Source organism: Klebsiella sp. GFKo11 (assembly GCF_056490265.1).
Genome location: NZ_CM151369.1, coordinates 2,715,946 through 2,735,785, shown reverse-complemented (window position 1 = coordinate 2,735,785; position 19,840 = coordinate 2,715,946). Strand labels below are relative to the sequence as shown.

The following is a 19,840-nucleotide window of genomic DNA, read 5'->3' as shown; positions in this document are numbered from 1 at the left end:
CTTCCTTTAGCTCAATAATTTGTGGACTCGCTGCAGCCCAGCCACCAGCCTGTCCACTTCTTCCGTCGTATTGTACATCGCCAGCGACGCACGACACATGGCCGGAACACCGTAGAACGCCATTAACGGCATCGCGCAGTGATGACCGGTCCGCACCGCAATCCCATAGTTATCGAGGAAACTGCCGACGTCGTAGGCGTGATGCTTACCGAGATTAAAGGCAATCACCCCCAGACGGTTTTCCGGGCCGTAAAGGGTTAAATCCGGCACGCTCTTCAGCGCCTGTAGCGCATAGCGCATCAGGGTTTGTTCATATTCAGCGATATGCCCCAACCCGAGCGCGCTAACATAATCCAGCGCCGCGCCAAGGCCGATAATACCGCCGGTATTCGGCGTTCCCGCCTCGAAGCGCCATGGCGCCTTTGCCCAGGTGGTGCCTTCCGTCAGGCTCACGGTGGCGATCATCGACCCGCCGCCTTCCCACGGCGGCATCTCCTGCAATATTTCCTGCTTAACATAGAGCACGCCTATTCCGGTTGGACCGTACAGCTTGTGCGCGGAAAAGGCGTAAAAATCACAATCCAAGGCCTGCATATCTACCGGATGATGCATCACCGCCTGTGCGCCATCGACCAGCACTTTAGCCCCATGCTGATGAGCCAAAGCAATCAGAGCCGAAATGGGGTTTTCGGTGCCCAGCACATTCGAAACCTGGGTGATAGCCAGCAGGCGGGTCCGTTCGTCAAACAGACCTGGGATAGCGTCCAGTTGCAGAGTACCGTCCTGATTGAGCGGGATCACCCGCAGCTGCGCCCCAACTCTGGCGCACAGCATCTGCCACGGCACAATGTTGGCGTGATGCTCCATTGCGCTGACGATAATATTGTCGCCAGCGCCGACGTTGGCACTCCCCCAGCTGTTCGCCACCAGATTAATCGCCTCGGTGGTACCGCGAACAAACACCAGTTCTTCCGCTGAGCGGGCATTCAGGAAGGTTGCCGCCTGCTGGCGCACCTGTTCCATTCGCGCCGTCGCTTCCGCGCTGAGCGTATGAATACCGCGATGCACCGCCGCATAGCCGTGGCGGTAAAATTCTGCTTCAGCATTAATCACCGCTTCCGGCTTCTGCGCGCTGGCGGCGCTATCGAGATAGGCCAGCGGTTGGCCGTTAACCTCACGATTGAGCAGCGGGAAATCCGCACGCACCCGTTCCACTGAAAATGTCATGCCATACCTCCCGGCAAACGCTGGCCAATACGCGCCAGGATCTGTTGCCTGAGCGCCTCATCGCCGATAGCTTCCGTTAGCTCTGCGGCAAAGGCGTAAAGAATCATCTGCTGCGCCGCCTGCTGGGTGATACCGCGCGAGCGCAGGTAAAACAGCTGCTCATCGTCTATGCGGCCGATAGTCGCGCCGTGGCTACATTTAACGTCATCGGCGTAAATCTCCAGCTGCGGTTTAGTGTCCACTTCGGACAAACGCCCCAGCAGCAGGTTATTGTTGGTCATCTGACCATCGGTTTTAACTGCATGTTGCGCCACGTTGATAAGGCCATTAAACACCGCCCGACCTTTGTCGTTGACGATAGTTTTATGCAACTGGCGGCTGTTGCAATATCCCACCTTGTGGTCAAGCCAGGTACGGCTGTCACACACTTCGTTGTTGACCGGCATCACCAGTGAGTTAATGCGCAGGTTGCTGTTTTCACCATTGAGCTGCGAACTGGTGTGGTGGCGCAGCACCGAAGCGCCTAGCAGAAAGCTGCTGCTGAAAGCCGAGGCATCGCGCCCGAGCGCCAGGTCGTTATGCGCAAAGTGGTAGCTCTGTGCGTTCTCAAAGGCCAGCTTGATGTGCTGGAGATGAGCGTTATCTGCCACCGACATAGTCAGCCTCGCGCCGGTAAAGTGGCGTTCGTCGTTCAGGCTCAGGTAGTGTTCGATGATCGTCGCTTGCGCGCCGCTCTCCAGCTCCAGATGATGCCGATAGTGAGCGGTGTTCATCTCATCGTTCGCCAGTCCGTGAGTCAGATGCATGATTACCAGCGGCTTTTGCGGGCGCTGGTTACGCTTGACGCGGATGTGAGTGACGGTTGACGCCAGGCTTTCGGTGAGGTGCAGAAACACCTCTGGCTGCACGGCATCGGGTAGCGCCTGGCGCTGGTTATCCACGCTGACATCGTAACCGCTGGCGGCCAGATCATCGCTTAAGCTTGCGCTAAACTGGCCGTCGACAAACACCAGACGCCAGACATCGATGGGCAGTGCCAGAGTATCCCGTTGCGCAGGAGTCAGCGCCTCCGGCTGAGCCGTCACAAAGGTCTGGTTGAGCAATGCGTCCAGCGGCGTATATTTCCAGTTTTCATGCTTACGCGTCGGCAAGCCCAGACGCAGCAGTTGCTGCAGGTGCTGGTGCGCCTGCGGGCTGCGCTGCTCGCTCTGCGCTTCAAACAGATGATGCCACTGTTGCAGCGCGTTACTGCTGTTCGGTAAGCCAGCCATAGCCCTGCTCCTCCAGTTGTTTGACCAGAGTAAAATCGCCGGATTTCACAATCCGTCCCTGGTACAGCACGTGGACGTAATCAGGCTTGATGTAGTCGAGAATACGCTGATAGTGGGTGACGATAATAAATGAACGTTTGCCGTCGCGCAGAGAGTTGACGCCGTCAGAGACTATCTTCAGGGCGTCGATGTCCAACCCGGAATCCGACTCATCCAGAATGCACAGTTCAGGTTCCAGCACCGCCATCTGCAGGATATCGTTGCGCTTTTTCTCGCCGCCGGAGAAGCCGACGTTGACCGAGCGGGTCAGCAGATCTTCCGGCATCTTCAGCAGCTTAATTTTCTCTTCCATCAGATCCTGGAAGTCAAAACGGTCGAGCTGCTCCTGGCCGCGGTAGCTGCGCACAGCGTTAAGCGCGGTTTGCAGGAAAAACTGATTGCTGACGCCGGGGATCTCTACCGGGTACTGGAAGGCCATAAAGATGCCTTCACCCGCGCGATCTTCAGGGGCCAGTTCCAGCAGATCTTTGCCTTTAAACTCCACGCTGCCACCGGTGACTTCATAGTCTTCACGCCCGGCGAGCGTTGCCGAGAGCGTACTTTTGCCGGAACCATTTGGCCCCATAATCGCATGCACTTCGCCAGGGCGAACGTCCAGATTCAGTCCGCGCAGGATCTCTTTATCTTCAACGGCGACCTGCAAATTTTTAATACTTAACATCTTATTTCCTTTGTTATCAGCCGACGCTGTGTTCAAGACTAATCGCCAGCAATTTCTGCGCTTCAACGGCAAATTCCAGCGGCAGCTCTGAGAAGACGTCCTTACAGAAACCATTGACGATCATTGAAATCGCATCGTCTTCGCTGATCCCGCGCTGTAGACAGTAGAACAGTTGGTCTTCACCAATACGCGACGTGGTGGCTTCATGCTCTAACTGAGCGCTGTTGTTGCGACATTCCACATACGGGAAGGTATGCGCCCCGCTATCCGGACCAATCAGCATGGAGTCGCATTGGGTAAAGTTGCGCGCGTTGGTCGCCGTCGGCATGATTTTCACCAGGCCGCGATAACTATTCTGACTATGGCCGGCGGAAATCCCCTTCGAGATAATCGTCGAACGCGTGTTTTTGCCGATATGGATCATTTTGGTGCCGGTATCCGCTTGCTGGTGACCGCTGGTCAGCGCCACCGAGAAGAATTCACCGATGGAGTTGTCACCGCGCAGAATGCAGCTTGGGTACTTCCAGGTGATCGCCGAGCCGGTTTCCGACTGGGTCCAGGACATTTTGCTGTTTTCGCCTTCGCACAGGGCACGCTTGGTGACGAAGTTAAGGATCCCGCCAGTGTTGTTGTCGCCGGGGAACCAGTTTTGCACCGTGGAGTACTTCACCTCGGCGTCTTTATGAATGATGACTTCGACCACCGCCGCGTGCAGTTGGTAGCTATCGCGTACCGGCGCCGAGCAGCCTTCAATATAGCTGACGTAGCTACCTTCATCGGCCACCAGAATCGTGCGTTCGAACTGGCCGGTTTTCTCGGCGTTAATGCGGAAGTAGGTCGAGAGCTCCATCGGGCAGCGCACGCCTTTCGGCACGTAGATAAAGGTGCCATCGGATGCGACCGCCGCGTTAAGGGCGGCAAAGAAGTTGTCATTGCCGGGCACCACGGTACCGAGATATTTTTTCACCAGCTCCGGGTGATCGTGGATAGCCTCGCCGAAGGAACAGAAAATAATCCCCTGCTCCGCCAGCTTTTCGCGGTAGGTGGTCGCCACCGAGACTGAGTCAAAAATGGCATCGACGGCCACTTCTCGCCCTTCGCGTACCGGTACGCCGAGCAGGTTAAACGCCTCTTCCACTTCACTGGTCAGAAACGCGCTGGAGCCTGTTTGCTGTGTGGCTCCAGGCTCGGAGGCGCAGGTATCATCGCAGTTGCCGCAGGAGGGCGCTGAGTAATAGCTGTAATCCTGATAGTTCAGCTTGTCGTAGTGCGCTTTCAGCCAATGCGGTTCTTCCATCTCCTGCCAGGCTTTAAACGCATTAAGACGAAACTCCAGCATCCATTCTGGCTCATTGCGGCGTGCAGAAATCGCCCGAACCACCTCTTCATTTATGCCTTTTGCCAGCTCATCAGTTTGTAGCTGGGTGAAAAAGCCTTCTTTATAGTTGAGTGGCCCGCCGCTCCAGGTTTTGACATCGTCAGTTGCTTCAGTATTACGAGACATAGTTACTCCGCCTGAACGCCAAAACTTTCACCACAGCCACATTCGTGCTGGGCTTTTGGATTATGAAATTTAAAGATCTGATTTAAGCCTTCGCGAACGTAATCGAGCTCGGTACCATCGATAAACGGCATGGCCTGCAGCGGCGCCCACAGCTTTGCACCGTCAAGCTCAAACAGCAGGTCGTCTTTCGCCGGTTCGGCGATAAGTTCGAGAACGTAACCAAAACCAGCGCAACCGCTGGTTTTTACGCCTAAACGTAGCCCCTGCATTTCGGGCTGCTTACGGACCAGATCGCGAATATGAGCAGCGGCGGCTGGGGTCATCACCAGCCCGCGCCAGCTAAAATCGTCGGGATTAAATGTTCCTGCATGTGATTCCATCGCTCTACCTCATAGGTTGACGCCATCAGGGCATATCGCTATGTTAGTGATAATGATTATCACTTCAACCCATCTGGAGAAGGGGTATTCCTTCATCAGGCTCTTTTTTTGTACTTTTTATAAGCATAGACCCTGTTCCCCGCGTTTTCAGCCCATCATTTTTTGTTTTAATAGATTGAAAAATAATAGGTTATTTATTAGCAGGCGGAGTGCTGAGGCGCAATGGAAAAGATGTATCGAAAATACCGATTTTTGAAATAGAAAAAGAGTCGTTCTGCTGATTACCCCGATGAGTCAAATCAGCTGCTTAGCCCCCAGTGCTCGACTCGCAGTGAGTGAGCGAAAAACGAACAATTCTCATACTAGTTCAAAACAAATACATTCATGCAATAGATTCTATTCATTTTCATTATAAGTACTCCTGTTTCACAGAAATAAAGATTTATTTGCCAAAAGCTAGCTCGTGTAAAATGAGCTGCTAAATTTTCTTCATCTTTAAACGCAATGTCACAATGCTGACTTATCAGGAACGTATGTAGTACTGGATTATGGATATAGAAACAGATGTAATGTCGATGTGTATGGTCGTATTGTTAATTATAAGCGTTTTGCTCGATTAACCTCTTCCCCCCTATAAATCCGTGAGCCTCGCCGTCATCGGCAAGGCCTTCACATTCGTTAAGAAATAAGGAGATTCATAGGATTCGCCCGCCGTGGGATTGTTTGCCAAAAGCGTAGCCTCTATGCTTTTATCCACAAACTCACGAGGTGATAAAAATGAAAAAAGCAATCATTGCACTTTTCGCAATTGTTTCGATTACAGCCGCCAGCGCTTTTGCAGCAGATAAAGCAGAGGCTCCCGTACCGACAGCCAATAATGCAGGCCATCCGCCGTTTGAACTCACTCAGGGCCACGGTCCGATGCCGTTTCCCCCTTTACCGCCGCAAAAGCCGGTATTATTCTCCGCAACAGTAGCAACCGATAACCCGGTTGAAACCATTAATAAACTCACATCGCTTATTCCTGCCAGCAAAGCTAAACATTATGAAGTTCGCGTGGAAGTCGTGCCAGTGCCTGATATGCCGGACCTGTAAGCCCATACCTTCACCATGTATTTATCAGCCAATCAGGTGATTTAAAACGATTAAAAAAGGCTGCCGACAATGGCGGCAGCCTCTTCATTTTATGACTCAGTTCGTGCGACGGAAAAATTAGCTCTTAATCTTCCTGTAGATAAACAGTACAACCAGCGCACCGATTACCGCCACGATAAAGCTACCAAAATTAAACCCGTCCACCTTGCCAAAACCGAAGAAGGTGCTGATCCAGCCACCGACTACAGCACCGATGACACCGAGAATTACGGTAACGATAAAACCACCGCCGTCTTTCCCCGGCATAATCCACTTGGCTAAAATACCGGCAATAAGCCCAAAAATAATCCAGGAAATGATACCCATAGCTAACTCCGTCCTCTTTGTTACCTTGTAAATCTTTGGTATCTAAAATATTAGCATATATATTACGAAGTTTTTATGATTTTATATTTATCATGTGAATGCTTGTCATATGAGAGATGATGGTCTACAGATTATGGCGTGGGTAACTCATATAAGGAGTGAAGAATGGGCTATTACGTCATTAAAAAATCGGAAAAGAACGTCTCTCAACCCTGGTATTTTGTGCTAAAGGCGGACAATCACGAAACGATCGCCTCCAGTGAAATGTACTCATCTAAGGAGGCTGCGAAAAAGGGGATTGCTTCAGTGCAGAAGAATGGCGCAAGTGAAATCATTAAAGACGAGACGCAGTAAAGTTCAGGGGGGAAATGCTCCCCCCTGATTACCTTATATCACTGCCGTGGTGAGCCGCGAAGAGCAGCAAAGACGCCCCTGCTCATCAGAGATTTCGATTTGCCAGACCTGATGGCGAGAGCCAACGTGCAGTGCCCGGCACACGCCGCGAACTCTGCCGCTGCGCACCGAACGAATATGGTTGGCATTGACCTCCAGCCCCACCACTTTCTGCTCTCCTTCGCTACACAAATAGCCGGCCACCGAGCCTAACGTTTCGGCTAATACCACCGACGCGCCGCCGTGCAGTAGCCCAAATGGCTGATGGGTGCGACCGTCTACCGGCATCGTCGCCTCGAGCGAGTCATCGGTAATTGCTTCAAACTGAATATCCAGCAGGCCGACCATATTGCCGTCACCCATCGCGTTCAGCTGTTCCAGCGTGCTTTGACGTTTCCAAATCATCCAATAATCTCCAGTAACGCCTGCAGCGGGTGACGGACACCGCTACCTTCAATACGCTTCACCTGGCTACGGCACGAATAGCCGGTAACCAGACAGCGGTTACGCGGTAGACGCTGCATTGCCTGCTGCCAGGAAAGCGCGTAGATAGCCAGCGAGTTGGCGTGATTCTTCACTTCATGACCGTAAGTCCCGGCCATGCCGCAGCAGCCGACATTAACGTTTTCCAGCTTCGCACCGAAGCGCGCAAAAATATCCGCCCACTGTTTGGTCGACGCAGGAAGCGCCGTCACCTCGGTACAGTGGCCAAACAGATACCACGACTCGCCGCCCTGATCCTGCACGGCAGTCGCCGACAGCGCCTGCGGCAGCCACTCATGCACCAGCATCACGCGAAAATCACCGCGTTTATCGCCCAGCACCTGGTTGTATTCATCGCGATAGCAGAGCACCAGCGCCGGATCGACACCGACCATTGGCATGCCTAGCTGAGCCACGCGGTTGAGGAAATCAGCAGTTTTCTGCGCGGTGCGCGCAAAGCGCGTCAGGAAACCTTTAATATGCTGCGCCTTGCCGTTTGGCGAGAACGGCAGCAGTACCGGTTGATAACCGACCTTTTCGACCAGACGGACAAAATCGGCCACCACCTGCGCATCGTAATAACTGGTAAACGGATCCTGGACCACCAGCACCATCTTCGCTTTCTGCTCGGCGCTCAGTACTTCCAACTGTTCCAGCGTCGTATTTACCGAGCGATGGCCAACCATCTGCTGTTTCAGCGAGGGCGTCGAGAGCAGCGGTAAATCCACCATGCCGATATGCTTTTCCGACAGCTTGCGTATCCACGGCTGGTTAATAAAGAAGTTGAAGGTCTTCGGCGCATGTGCCATCAGCGGCGCATAGGATTCAACGGTTGCCACCAGATGATCGCGAACCGGGCGCAGGTAACGGCTGTGATAGAGCTGCAGGAAGCGCGAACGGAACTCCGGGACGTCGATTTTTATCGGGCACTGGGTCGAGCAGGCTTTACAGGCCAGACAGCCGGACATTGCCTCTTTTACCTCATGCGAGAAATCGTACTCTCCTTTGCGCGCATGCCAGCTATTACGGGTGCGTTCGACCAGGGTCCGCAGGCTGGCACGTTTTTCCGGCAGATCGTTTTCCAGTTGGTTAGGATCGATACCGCGATCCGCCAGCAGACGTAGCCACTCGCGCACCAGCGTCGCCCGACCTTTCGGCGAATGGATACGATGGTTGCTGACCTTCATCGAAGGACACATCGGGCTTTTGGCATCGAAGTTGAAGCACAGGCCGTTGCCGTTGCACTCCATCGCACCGCGCCACGAGCTGCGCACCGCTATAGGGATCTGCCTGTCGAAAGTACCGCGCTTAACCGCATCCACTTTCATCATCGGCGCATCAACGCCCTCCGGTGGGCAGATTTTCCCGGGATTAAGGCGGTTGTCCGGGTCAAACGCGGCTTTAATCTTGCGCAATTCGTTAAACAGCTCTTCACCAAAGAATGCCGGACTGTACTCGGCGCGAAACCCCTTGCCGTGTTCCCCCCACAGCAGGCCGCCGTACCTGGCGGTTAACGCCACCACCTCGTCAGAGATGCGCTTCATCAGCATCTCTTGCTGCGGGTCGCACATATCCAGCGCCGGGCGCACGTGCAGCACGCCAGCATCGACATGGCCAAACATGCCGTAGCTCAGGCCATGACCGTCAAGCAGCGCGCGGAATTCAACAATATAGTCCGCCAGATGTTCCGGCGGCACGCAGGTATCTTCGGCGAAAGGTATTGGTTTAGCCGCCCCTTTGGCGTTCCCCAGCAGCCCGACCGCTTTTTTACGCATCGCATAGATGCGCTCCACGCCGTCGAGTTCATGACAAACCTGCCAGCCGATGACGCCCGCTTCGTTACTCGAAATCAGCTTATCCAGACGCTGACACAACGTCGTCACCTGGCGGTCAATCATCTCGGCGTCATCACCGGCAAATTCGACGATATTCAATCCCAGCATCTCTTTATCCGGGACATCGGTGATCAGTTCGCTGACCGAGTGCCAGACAATATCTTCCCGCGCCAGATTGAGCACTTTCGAGTCGACGGTTTCCACCGATAGCGCCTTCGCCTCAACCATAAACGGCGCGTTGCGCAGCGCTGAGTTAAACGAATCGTATTTAATATTAACCAGACGGCGCACTTTCGGCAGACGGGTGATATCCAGCCGCGCCTCGGTGATAAACGCCAGCGTCCCTTCTGAACCCGTCAGAATGCGGGTTAGATCGAATTCGCTCATCTCGTCATTAAAGACGTGGCGCAAATCGTAGCCCGTCAGGAAGCGGTTAAGTTTGGGGAATTTATCGATAACCAGCTGCCGCTGCGCTTTACAGCGCTGATAAACCGTACGGTAAATACGCCCGATTGCCGACTGTTCAGCGCTCAGGGTTTCCGCCAGCGCCACGGGAATCTGCTGGGTATCAAGAATATCACCGCCGATCAGCACCGAACGCACGCCGAGAACGTGATCGGAGGTTTTGCCATAGACCAGCGAGCCCTGCCCGGAGGCATCGGTATTGATCATCCCGCCAAGCGTGGCGCGGTTGCTGGTCGACAGCTCCGGCGCAAAAAAGTAGCCGTAGGGTTTAAGATATTGATTAAGTTGGTCTTTAATGACCCCGGCTTCCACCCGCACCCAACCCTCTTCAGGATTGATTTCAATAATGCGGTTCATGTAGCGGGACATATCGACGATGATGCCCGCGTTTAGCGCCTGCCCGTTAGTGCCGGTGCCGCCGCCGCGTGGCGTAAAGATCAGCGTTTTAAAACGCTCTTCCGCCGCCACTCTTGCCAGCAGCGCAACGTCTGCCGTGGAACGGGGGAATAAAATCGCATCCGGCAACAGTTGATATACACTGTTATCAGTCGCCATTGTTAGCCTGTCGGCATAACTTGTGGCGGTATCACCGGTAAAACCTTGTTGCTCCAGTACCTGCAAAAAATTCAGCACCAGTTGAACGACACCTGGCGCTTGAGAAATTTGTGGGATCATGACGCTCGACCCTGCCTGACTATGTTGTGTTGTAAGTGATTAAACGTTTGCGTTGTGCACTCAACTTTTTATCACATTTTTTTCATATGCGCCCGCCAGAATTAAGCGCAAAATCAGGCGCGCGAACTTATTGATATTATTATCAGTATATGGAATTACGCTGCGTCAGCCTTTTGACGCGACTGCAAAGGTAAAATTTCACTATGATTAACCCCAACCAGCCCCGGGACATACCGCAAGTTCTGCTGTCGGTGCTGTTTTTGTCCCTGATAATTATTTCCTGCCTGTGGGTTGTGCAGCCATTTATCCTGTCATTTGCTTGGGCCGGCACTGTGGTTATCGCCACCTGGCCAGTACTTTTGCGCCTGCAGCGCCTGCTTTTTGGCAAACGCTCTCTGGCCGTGCTGGTCATGACGCTGCTGCTCTTTTTACTGTTCGTTATCCCTATCGCACTGCTGGTCAACAGCCTGGTGGATAACAGCACGCCGCTTATTAAGGTGGTCACCAGCGGCAACTTTACCCCGCCCGATCTGGCGTGGCTGAACAGTATTCCCCTGATTGGCGATAAGCTGTACACCGGCTGGCATAATTTGCTGGAGATGGGGGGGACGGCAATTATGACCAAAATTCGCCCCTACCTTGGCACCACCACCACCTGGTTTGTCGGCCAGGCGGCGCATATCGGCAAGCTGTTGGTTTATTGCGGCCTGATGCTGCTGTTTAGCGCCCTGTTGTACTGGCGCGGCGAACAGGTGGCCTATGGATTCCGCCACTTTGCTACTCGTCTGGCGGCAAAACGCGGCGATGCGGCGGTTATCCTCGCAGGTCAGGCGATTCGCGCCGTGGCGCTGGGAGTGGTGGTGACCGCGCTGGTTCAGGCGGTACTGGGCGGTATCGGTCTTGCCATCAGCGGCGTGCCCTACGCCGCGCTGCTCACCGTAGTGATGATTTTTACTTGTCTGGTACAACTGGGGCCGTTGCTGGTTCTGGTGCCGTCAATTATCTGGCTGTACTGGACCGGGGATACCACCTGGGGCACCGTGCTGCTGGTGTGGAGCTGCGTGGTGGGCACGATGGATAACTTTATCCGCCCAATGCTGATTCGGATGGGCGCAGACCTGCCGATGATTCTCATCCTGTCCGGCGTTATCGGTGGTCTGGTGGCGTTTGGTATGATTGGCCTGTTTATTGGCCCGGTGCTGCTGGCCGTCTCCTGGCGTCTGTACGATGCATGGGTCAACGAAGCGCCACCGCCGCCGAAAGATCCTGACCTGGTGCTGGAAGAACTCAGCGAGCTGAATACGCGAGCCCCTCTGGATAAATAGAGTGAAAAGGCGGGGAAACTCGCCTTTAAGACTGATGACAAACCTGGTTTAGATATTGTGCTCGTATTCTTGCCGGACGGCGGCTGACGCCTTGTCCGGCCTACAAAACCCATAATATCAACAAAATTACGCATTTTTCGTAGGCCCGGTAAGGCGCTAGCCGCCACCGGGCAATGCCGCTTAAACTTAAATAAAACTGATACATCGCACACAGCAATCCCCTTCCCTCAAGCCATTTGACACATTTACTTCGCAGATTCTTTACCTCAATTTAACTATTGAGAGGAATCTGATCGACGCAAAAAATCTCTGTGCCTACTATTAGCTCACGGTTATGAATCAACACATTGATTTATAAGCATGGAAATCCCCTGAGTGAAACAACGAATTGCTGTGTGTAGTCTTTGCCCATCTCCCACGATGGGCATTTTTTTGTCAGCTCACTTCGCAACGGCTCATCATGCGCCAGTCCCGTGGTAGCTCGCGAACCTCACCATTCACCGTTACGGTTGCCGTCCCGCGAATGTCTGCGGAGGATGCGCCAATCTGCAGTTCAAACTCTCCCGGCTCGACAATTCGCTGACCGTCACGACGGGTGAAGTTGAGCATATCTACCGGCAAATAGAAGCTCAGCGTTGCCGTTTCGCCAGGATCGAGCGTCACACGCTGGAAGGTTTTTAGCTCCTGGAGCGGGCGCACCATCGAGGCGACTTTATCGCGAACGTAGAGCTGAACCACCTCGCTACCGCGGCGTTCTCCGCTGTTGCGCACGGCAATCTGCACGGCGATTTCACCCTCCACGTTAACCTCCTGCGCCAGCAAATGTGGTTCGGCGTAATCGAACGTCGTCCAGCTTTGCCCGTAGCCGAATGGGTAACGTGAGCCAAAGTGAAACGCAAACGGCGTACCGCCGCTTTTCAGCTTATGGTTGTAGTAATAGGGCATCGCACCGGCGCTTTTCGGTACGCTGACCACTAAGCGTCCCTGCGGTTCGGCGCGACCGGTTAACACATCGGCTATCGCCCAGCCACCTTCCTGACCAGGCGCCCATGCCATAAGCAAGCCAGCGATGCTGTCCTCCAGCCCCTGTAGGTTATAAGGTCGCCCGCCGGTCATCACCACAATAACCGGTTTACCGGTGGCAACCAGCGCTTCCAGAAGCTGCTGCTGAACGCCCGGCAGATTCAGACTGTCGGTATCGGAACCTTCACCCACTGTGCCGCTCTGGAACAGACCCGCCAGGTCACCCACGCAGGCCACGACGACATCACTTTCCCGGGCGGCGCTTACCGCATCTGGGATCAGGCTGACGTCCAGCGAGACCGGTGATTGCTGCATCGGTTTGCCGCCACTATCGCCAGGGAATACCGGCGCACCGGCCATCCGCTGTTCAATAATATGACAGCCCTTAGCGTAGCTGACCTGCTCCTCGCCAAGATACTGCCGCAAAGCAGCTAGCGGCGTAGTCACCTGCGAGACCTCATCCACCATATCGCTGATAATCAAGTGCACCGGGAAGCTGTAACCGCTCAGCAGCGCCAGCGGATCGTCGGCGGTGGGACCCACCACCGCCACCTTCGGCTTACCCGACAATGGTATCGCGCCCCGGTTTTCCAGTAGCGTCAGCGAGCGTGTCGCAACATCGCGAGCCGCCTGACGGGCGCTTGCCGATTGCAGCACAATACCCGTCACGTCGGTATAGGGGTGTTCAAAGAGCCCAAGACGGAATTTCTCGGTCAGAGTGCGGGCAACAATCTCATCAATTTTCGCCAGAGTGATTAATCCACGATCCAGCGCCTCGCGCAGGTGACGTGCGCAATCATCTTTCGGCAATTCCACATCAAGACCGGCATTGAATGCCAGCGCTGCGGACTCTGCTGCATCGTGTGAGATACCGTGATGCTGATGCAGCAGACTGACGCCGCCGTAGTCGGCAACGATAATGCCGTCAAAGCCCCACTGCTCGCGCAGAACGGTGGTCAGCAGGAAGCTATCGCTGTGGCCCGGCTGGTTATCGATATCATGATAGGCTGGCATCACCGAACCGGCATTGGCCAGCTTCACCGCCATCTCGAACGGCAGCAGGAAGGTATCGTTAAGTTCGCAAAAACCAAGGTGTACCGGAGCATGGTTGCGTGCGCCCTCGCTAAACGAGTGCCCGACGTAATGCTTGAGCGTCGCCAGCAGATCGCGTTTTTCACTTTGTAAGCCATTGACGTAGGCGCAGGCCATGACCCCAACCAGCCACGGATCTTCGCCAAAGGTCTCTTCGGTCCGTCCCCAGCGCACATCGCGAGAGACGTCCAGCACCGGAGCCAGCCCCTGTTTACAGCCGGTCGAACGGGCTTCAGCGCCAATTTCCCGCGCCGCGCGCTCGACTAACTCAGGGTCCCAGGTTGAACCGTAGTTTAACGATGAGGGGAACAGCGTCGCATCTTTGCACAGCAGCCCAACCAGACACTCTTCATGAAACAGCGCCGGAATACCCAGCCGGGTCTCTTCAATCAGCATTTTTTGCAGGCGATTCGCCGCCCGCACGCCGCTCTGCGCATCCACAATATGTGTCCCCAAGGGACGAGTGATTTGCCCGACGCCAAGTTTCAGCCTTTCCGCCAATGAAGTCTGCTCACTGACGCCAGCGAATTCATCGCTCATATCGCTGCGCTCACGGTGATCGCCATTTTCCGCCAACACCAGCCAGTACGCGTGCATCTGGGCAAATTTTTCTTCGGTCGTCATTCGCGACAATAAATCCGCAACGCGTTCCGCGATAGGGCGATGAGCATCCTTATAAATCACAGTCATGTTATTACTCCTGTAGGGCTGAATTCAGCGTCGGCTGCGCTGTTTCTTGCGCGCGCGCTTCACGTTTATGGGCCAGTTCACGGGCGATGCTGTCTGCCGTACGGCTGTTGAGTTTGTAGAGCATCAGCAGAAGCACCATGGCGATAAACAGTACCGATGGCACCAGAGTGAAAAGCGCATTGATGGTGTTTAACACCGTGGTGGATTGATTCAGCGCATTGGGGGCATAGTTCACCATTCCCAGCACCCAGCCGACGACGGCGCCGCCAAGCGCGAGGCCGAATTTAATGGCGAATAGCGCGGTAGAAAACACCAGACCATCGAGACGTCGTCCACTGCGATGTTCTTCGTAATCCACCACATCAGAGAACATAGTCCATTGCAGCGGCGTGGTGAGATTTTGAATAAAGCCAAAGATGACGTTGAGGCTCAATATTAACCACAATTGATTGGCGGGAATAAAAAAAATAGCCGCTGCAAAAACAACGTAAGTAATAATTGTCCACTGATAGGAACGTACGCGGTCAAATTTCCCGAGCAGGCGCGCAGATAATAATGCGCCGAGCAGCGCCGCAATCATCCCGGTAACGATAAATGTGAAGACCATATCCGGGCGCTGCATCACATATTTGACGTAATACATGGTTGCCGAGCCGCGCGTCACCACCGCGGTAAGTAATAAAATATTGAAGATAAAAACGATGCGCCACTGACTATTTCCCGCTAACAGCTTAAGGTCTTTTAATAACGAACCTGAGCTGTCGCCCTGCGGGGTATATCGCTCCCGGGTCAGGAAAAAACAGCTAAAGAAAAGCACGATGCCGAGGATACCCATCAGGCTCATGGCATAAAAATAGCCTTTTTGCGCATCACCCTGTCCCAGATGGGCGACCAGCGGCAGCGCAATCACGGTGACAATCAGCCCGCCAATAAACGACAGCGCAAAGCGCCACGACTGGAGCGAGTGACGCTCGTGCGGGTCCATCGTTAACGCGCCGGGCATAGCGCAATAAGGCACGTTAATCGCCGAATAGATAAAGCTTAAAATAGCGTAAGTGACACAGGCGTAAGCGATTTTTGCTGTTGGTCCAACATCAGGAACGTAGAAAGTAATAATACAACTTACGCCAAACGGAATGGCGAACCACAATAGCCAGGGGCGAAACCGCCCGTGCCGGGTACGGGTTCTGTCGACCAGGGCGCCAATACAGGGATCGACCACCGCATCAATAACCCTGACGACCAAAAACATCGTCCCCATGATTGCGGCAGGTAAACCAAAAACATCAGTATAGAAATAAGCCAGAAAAAGCGTGGCCGTTTGCCACACCAGCGCGCTGGCCATATCGCCAAGACCATAACCTATTTTATCTTTTGTAGTGAGTACCGAGGAAAGTGTCATTATTATTATCCTGTACACAATAGAAGAGGTATTTCAGGAAGTGGTTATCATGATTTTTGATAACGTTGTGTCAGTATTAGTAATAAACAGAGAAGGGACAATTGTAGAAATTAACTGTCGGATTACGGTATTTTGTTTTTTTCGTTTTATGTGACTGAGCACAAATAATCGGTGCGGGTGAGCGAAAACAAAAAAAATCCCCGCCATTACTGACGGGGATGACATATTTTAGCGAAAATTTACTTATTCAGTTCAGCCAGGCCAAGCCAGGTTTGCACCACGGTATCCGGGTTCAGAGACAGGCTATCAATCCCCTCTTCCATCAGCCACGCGGCAAAGTCTTCGTGGTCAGACGGGCCCTGCCCGCAGATACCCACGTATTTGCCCTGCTTCTTCGCCGCGCGAATCGCCATCGACAGCAGCGCTTTCACCGCTTCGTTACGCTCATCGAACAGCTCAGAGACCACACCGGAGTCACGGTCCAGACCCAGCGCCAGCTGCGTCATATCGTTGGAACCGATAGAGAAACCGTCGAAGTATTCGAGGAACTGGTCAGCCAGCAGCGCATTTGATGGGATTTCACACATCATAATCAGCTTCAGGCCATTTTCGCCGCGCTTGAGGCCCTGGTGTTCCAGCTCTTCAACCACTGCTTTCGCCTGCGCCACGGTGCGGACAAACGGCACCATGATTTCGACGTTAGTCAGGCCCATATCGTTACGAACGCGTTTTACCGCGTCACACTCCAACGCAAAGCAGTCGCGGAAGCTTTCGGAAACGTAACGACCGGCTCCACGGAAGCCCAGCATCGGGTTCTCTTCTTCCGGCTCATAACGCTCACCGCCGACCAGGTTGGCGTATTCATTAGATTTAAAGTCGGAGAGACGCACAATCACTCGTTTCGGGTAGAATGCCGCGCCAAGCGTCGAGATCCCCTCAGTCAGACGACCAACGTAGAACTCTTTCGGCGAGTCGTAGCCTTTCATTAGCTCGCGGATTTCGTTCTGCAAAGCCGGTTCCTGATCGTCAAACTCCAGCAGCGCACGCGGGTGAACGCCGATCATGCGGTTGATGATGAACTCCAGACGCGCCAGGCCCACACCTTCATTCGGCAAGCAAGCGAAGTCGAAGGCCCTGTCCGGGTTGCCGACGTTCATCATGATCTTCAGCGGCAGATCCGGCATTTCGCCAACGCTGGAGCTCTTAATGCTGAAGTCGAGGATTTCGGCATAGACGTAGCCAGTATCGCCTTCCGCACAGGAAACAGTGACGTTCTGGTTTTCCTCAATGCGATCGGTCGCATCGCCGCAGCCCACTACCGCCGGGATCCCCAGCTCACGGGCGATAATCGCCGCGTGACAAGTACGCCCGCCACGGTTGGTGACGATCGCCGCCGCTTTCTTCATGATCGGCTCCCAATCCGGGTCGGTCATGTCGGTGACCAGCACGTCACCGGGCTCAATGCGGTTCATTTCACTGATATCGTGAATAACTTTTACTGGACCCGCACCAATACGGTGGCCGATGGCACGCCCTTCGGAAACAATCTGCCCCTGTGCATGGAGGGTATAACGCTCCATCACCTGGCCGCGCGAACGCACGGTTTCCGGTCGGGCCTGCACGATAAACAGCTTACCGGTGTGGCCATCTTTCGCCCATTCGATATCCATCGGACGGTTGTAGTGTTTCTCGATCTGCACCGCTTGTTTCGCCAGCTCCTGCACTTCCTCGTCGGTTAACGAGAAAACGTCGCGCTGCGCCTGCGGAACATCTTCAATACGCACCTGTTTCCCGTGTTCCTGGGTCGGGGCGTAAATCATGCGGATCTTTTTCGACCCCATGGTGCGACGCACAATGGCCGGGCGACCCGCTTCCAGCGTCGGCTTATGCACATAGAATTCATCCGGGTTCACCGCGCCCTGCACGACCATTTCGCCGAGGCCCCAGGCGGAGGTGATAAACACCACCTGATCAAAGCCGGACTCGGTATCAATGGAGAACATCACGCCGGATGAGGCGAGATCGGAGCGCACCATTCTCTGCACCCCGGCGGAGAGCGCCACGCCGCGGTGATCGTAACCCTGATGCACGCGGTAGGAGATTGCGCGATCGTTAAACAGCGAAGCAAAGACGTGCTTCACCGCGACGAGCACGGCGTCAAAGCCCTGCACGTTGAGGAATGTCTCTTGCTGCCCGGCGAAGGAGGCATCCGGCATATCTTCAGCGGTCGCGGAGGAGCGAACGGCAAAAGAAGCCTCAGCGTCATCAGCGGACAGCTGGGTATAGGCATCGCGAATCGCATTTTCCAGTTCACTCTGGAACGGCGTATCAATGATCCATTGACGGATCTGTGCGCCCGCTTTCGCTAATGCGGAAACGTCGTCAATGTCGGTTTCATCCAGCAGTGCGTAAATGCGCTGGTTAACACCGCTTTGGTCCAGGAACTGATCAAAAGCATCAGCGGTGGTGGCAAACCCGTTCGGTACGGAAACACCCATACCAGAAAGATTCGTAATCATTTCACCCAGGGAGGCATTTTTGCCTCCAACCCTGTCTACATCATTCATGCCGAGTTGGTTATACCAAAGCACCAGCGGTGACGAGCCATTGTTGGACATCGAGACAATCCTTTTGTGATTTAATACCAGTGATAAATAATTCACGATCGACTACGGGATTTATCCTGACATATTTACGCGGCTTAAAAAAACGGTGAATCGTTCAAGCAAATTATTTTTTCGTTTTTAGGATTCTTTTCCGGATATAGCTAACCTAATGATTCTTCAATAATCTGGTGGATTTTGATACAAAAGATACGCAGTTGCGAAAAATGAATAGGGCTTTTCATTAAAAATAAAAATAGTGTTTCACTTTTTAAATATGAGACAAAGCCTGGAGCGATATGCTTAAATTTAATATCAGCTTTCAGCTAATTAAACTCTTTATACCGGATGGTCAAAATGGAAAGTGCTGTAGATCGCCACGTGTTTTATATTTCCGACGGTACCGCCATTACGGCAGAAGTGCTGGGTCATGCGGTTATGTCGCAATTCCCGGTCGCCATTAGCAGCGTGACCCTGCCGTTTGTCGAAAATATCAGCCGCGCGCGCGCCGTGAAGGAGCAAATTGACGCGATTTTTCAACAAACCGGTATCCGTCCGCTGGTGTTCTACTCCATCGTTATTCCGGAAATTCGCGACATCATCATGCAAAGTGAAGGATTCTGTCAGGACATCGTTCAGGCACTGGTGGCCCCACTGCAGCAGGAATTACGTCTCGACCCGTCGCCGATCGCTCATCGCACCCATGGTTTAACGCCGGGTAATCTGAATAAGTACGATGCGCGTATCGCCGCTATCGATTACACCCTCGCGCACGATGACGGGATTTCACTGCGCAACCTCGACCAGGCTCAGGTGATCCTTCTTGGCGTTTCGCGCTGTGGGAAAACGCCCACCAGCTTATATCTGGCGATGCAATACGGTATTCGCGCCGCCAACTACCCGTTTATCGCCGATGATATGGACAATCTGATTCTTCCCGCATCGTTAAAACCGCTACAGCACAAACTATTCGGGCTAACTATCAATCCAGAACGTCTGGCGGCTATCCGTGAAGAGCGACGGGAAAATAGCCGCTATGCTTCCATGCGCCAGTGTCGGATGGAAGTAACCGAAGTTGAAGCGCTGTATCGCAAAAACAAGATACCTTGCCTGAACAGTACCAATTACTCCGTGGAAGAAATCGCCACTAAAATCATGGATATTATGGGGCTAAGCCGCAGAATGTACTAACGAGCTAGTACGATATCAAAAATTTGTTTATGCTATCACCCGTGGCTCATACAGGATCATGCCCTGCTCTTGCAATAAGCAGGGATTGGTTTATCGTGA

General features: G+C 53.6%; 15 protein-coding genes and 1 other RNA gene. 5 read left to right on the top strand and 11 right to left on the bottom strand.

All coding sequences use genetic code 11. The annotated features are described in order from the left end of the window. Nucleotides 1-6 precede the first annotated feature (6 nt). The 5 genes from sufS to sufA are packed head-to-tail and all read right to left on the bottom strand — an operon-like array spanning nt 7 to nt 5,103. Nucleotides 7-1,227 carry a cysteine desulfurase SufS gene (gene sufS, locus AC07P6_RS13290; RefSeq protein WP_478316575.1) on the bottom strand — a complete coding sequence of 407 codons (1,221 nt, stop codon included), beginning with the start codon at nt 1,225-1,227 and terminating at the stop codon, nt 7-9. Continuing rightward, the gene (gene sufD / locus AC07P6_RS13285; protein WP_478316573.1) at nt 1,224-2,498 is read right to left on the bottom strand and encodes a Fe-S cluster assembly protein SufD; all 1,275 of its coding nucleotides are present in this window, start codon (nt 2,496-2,498) and stop codon (nt 1,224-1,226) included. Before sufD ends, sufS begins: the two co-directional genes overlap by 4 nt. Continuing rightward, nucleotides 2,473-3,219, bottom strand: a complete 747-nt coding sequence (gene sufC, locus AC07P6_RS13280) for a Fe-S cluster assembly ATPase SufC (RefSeq protein ID WP_142514038.1) — start codon at nt 3,217-3,219, stop codon at nt 2,473-2,475. Before sufC ends, sufD begins: the two co-directional genes overlap by 26 nt. Before the next feature lie 16 nt (nt 3,220-3,235). Next, on the bottom strand, nt 3,236-4,723 hold the full coding sequence (gene sufB, locus AC07P6_RS13275; RefSeq protein ID WP_304259737.1) for a Fe-S cluster assembly protein SufB: 1,488 nt from the start codon (nt 4,721-4,723) through the stop codon (nt 3,236-3,238). A 2-nt stretch (nt 4,724-4,725) separates the two neighbouring features. Then, nucleotides 4,726-5,103, bottom strand: coding sequence for a Fe-S cluster assembly scaffold SufA (gene sufA, locus AC07P6_RS13270; protein ID WP_181485908.1), 378 nt, complete (start codon nt 5,101-5,103; stop codon nt 4,726-4,728). Between the two features lie 777 nt (nt 5,104-5,880). Here sufA and AC07P6_RS13265 point away from each other — a divergent pair. Beyond that, the gene (locus tag AC07P6_RS13265; protein WP_478316571.1) at nt 5,881-6,198 is read left to right on the top strand and encodes a hypothetical protein; all 318 of its coding nucleotides are present in this window, start codon (nt 5,881-5,883) and stop codon (nt 6,196-6,198) included. Between the two features lie 117 nt (nt 6,199-6,315). Here AC07P6_RS13265 and AC07P6_RS13260 read toward each other — a convergent pair whose 3' ends face one another. Further along, a complete protein-coding gene (locus AC07P6_RS13260; RefSeq protein ID WP_110275741.1) occupies nt 6,316-6,564 on the bottom strand; it encodes a GlsB/YeaQ/YmgE family stress response membrane protein in 249 nt (82 codons plus the stop codon). Nucleotides 6,565-6,729: 165 nt separating this feature from the next. Here AC07P6_RS13260 and AC07P6_RS13255 point away from each other — a divergent pair, with 165 nt between their 5' ends. Then, a complete protein-coding gene (locus AC07P6_RS13255; protein WP_181485907.1) occupies nt 6,730-6,918 on the top strand; it encodes a YegP family protein in 189 nt (62 codons plus the stop codon). A gap of 33 nt (nt 6,919-6,951) precedes the next feature. On the opposite strand, the gene menI is transcribed toward AC07P6_RS13255, so the two are convergent. Both menI and ydiJ read right to left on the bottom strand, forming a co-directional pair. Continuing rightward, nucleotides 6,952-7,362 (bottom strand): 1,4-dihydroxy-2-naphthoyl-CoA hydrolase, encoded by a 411-nt coding sequence (gene menI / locus AC07P6_RS13250; RefSeq protein WP_112213422.1) that lies wholly within the window; start codon nt 7,360-7,362, stop codon nt 6,952-6,954. Continuing rightward, the gene (ydiJ, locus tag AC07P6_RS13245; protein WP_478316569.1) at nt 7,359-10,415 is read right to left on the bottom strand and encodes a D-2-hydroxyglutarate dehydrogenase YdiJ; all 3,057 of its coding nucleotides are present in this window, start codon (nt 10,413-10,415) and stop codon (nt 7,359-7,361) included. Before ydiJ ends, menI begins: the two co-directional genes overlap by 4 nt. Nucleotides 10,416-10,618: 203 nt before the next feature. Between ydiJ and ydiK the strand changes: the two genes are divergently transcribed. Beyond that, entirely contained in the window at nt 10,619-11,740 is a 1,122-nt protein-coding gene (gene ydiK, locus AC07P6_RS13240) for an AI-2E family transporter YdiK (protein WP_182239385.1), read from the top strand. A gap of 328 nt (nt 11,741-12,068) precedes the next feature. Beyond that, an RNA gene (gene rprA / locus AC07P6_RS13235) (antisense sRNA RprA) lies at nt 12,069-12,176 on the top strand. Here the strand turns inward: rprA and AC07P6_RS13230 are convergent. The 3 genes from AC07P6_RS13230 to ppsA form a co-directional block, all read right to left on the bottom strand. Continuing rightward, the gene (locus AC07P6_RS13230) at nt 12,176-14,545 is read right to left on the bottom strand and encodes a glycoside hydrolase family 3 N-terminal domain-containing protein (RefSeq protein WP_478316566.1); all 2,370 of its coding nucleotides are present in this window, start codon (nt 14,543-14,545) and stop codon (nt 12,176-12,178) included. The two genes, rprA and AC07P6_RS13230, sit on opposite strands and share 1 nt — an antisense overlap. Nucleotides 14,546-14,549: 4 nt before the next feature. Next, nucleotides 14,550-15,947, bottom strand: a complete 1,398-nt coding sequence (locus tag AC07P6_RS13225; protein ID WP_478316565.1) for an MFS transporter — start codon at nt 15,945-15,947, stop codon at nt 14,550-14,552. Nucleotides 15,948-16,186: 239 nt separating this feature from the next. Next, nucleotides 16,187-18,565, bottom strand: coding sequence for a phosphoenolpyruvate synthase (ppsA, locus tag AC07P6_RS13220; protein WP_478316564.1), 2,379 nt, complete (start codon nt 18,563-18,565; stop codon nt 16,187-16,189). 342 nt (nt 18,566-18,907) lie between these two features. Here ppsA and ppsR point away from each other — a divergent pair, with 342 nt between their 5' ends. Next, nucleotides 18,908-19,741, top strand: a complete 834-nt coding sequence (gene ppsR / locus AC07P6_RS13215) for a posphoenolpyruvate synthetase regulatory kinase/phosphorylase PpsR (RefSeq protein ID WP_110275732.1) — start codon at nt 18,908-18,910, stop codon at nt 19,739-19,741. Nucleotides 19,742-19,840 lie beyond the last annotated feature (99 nt).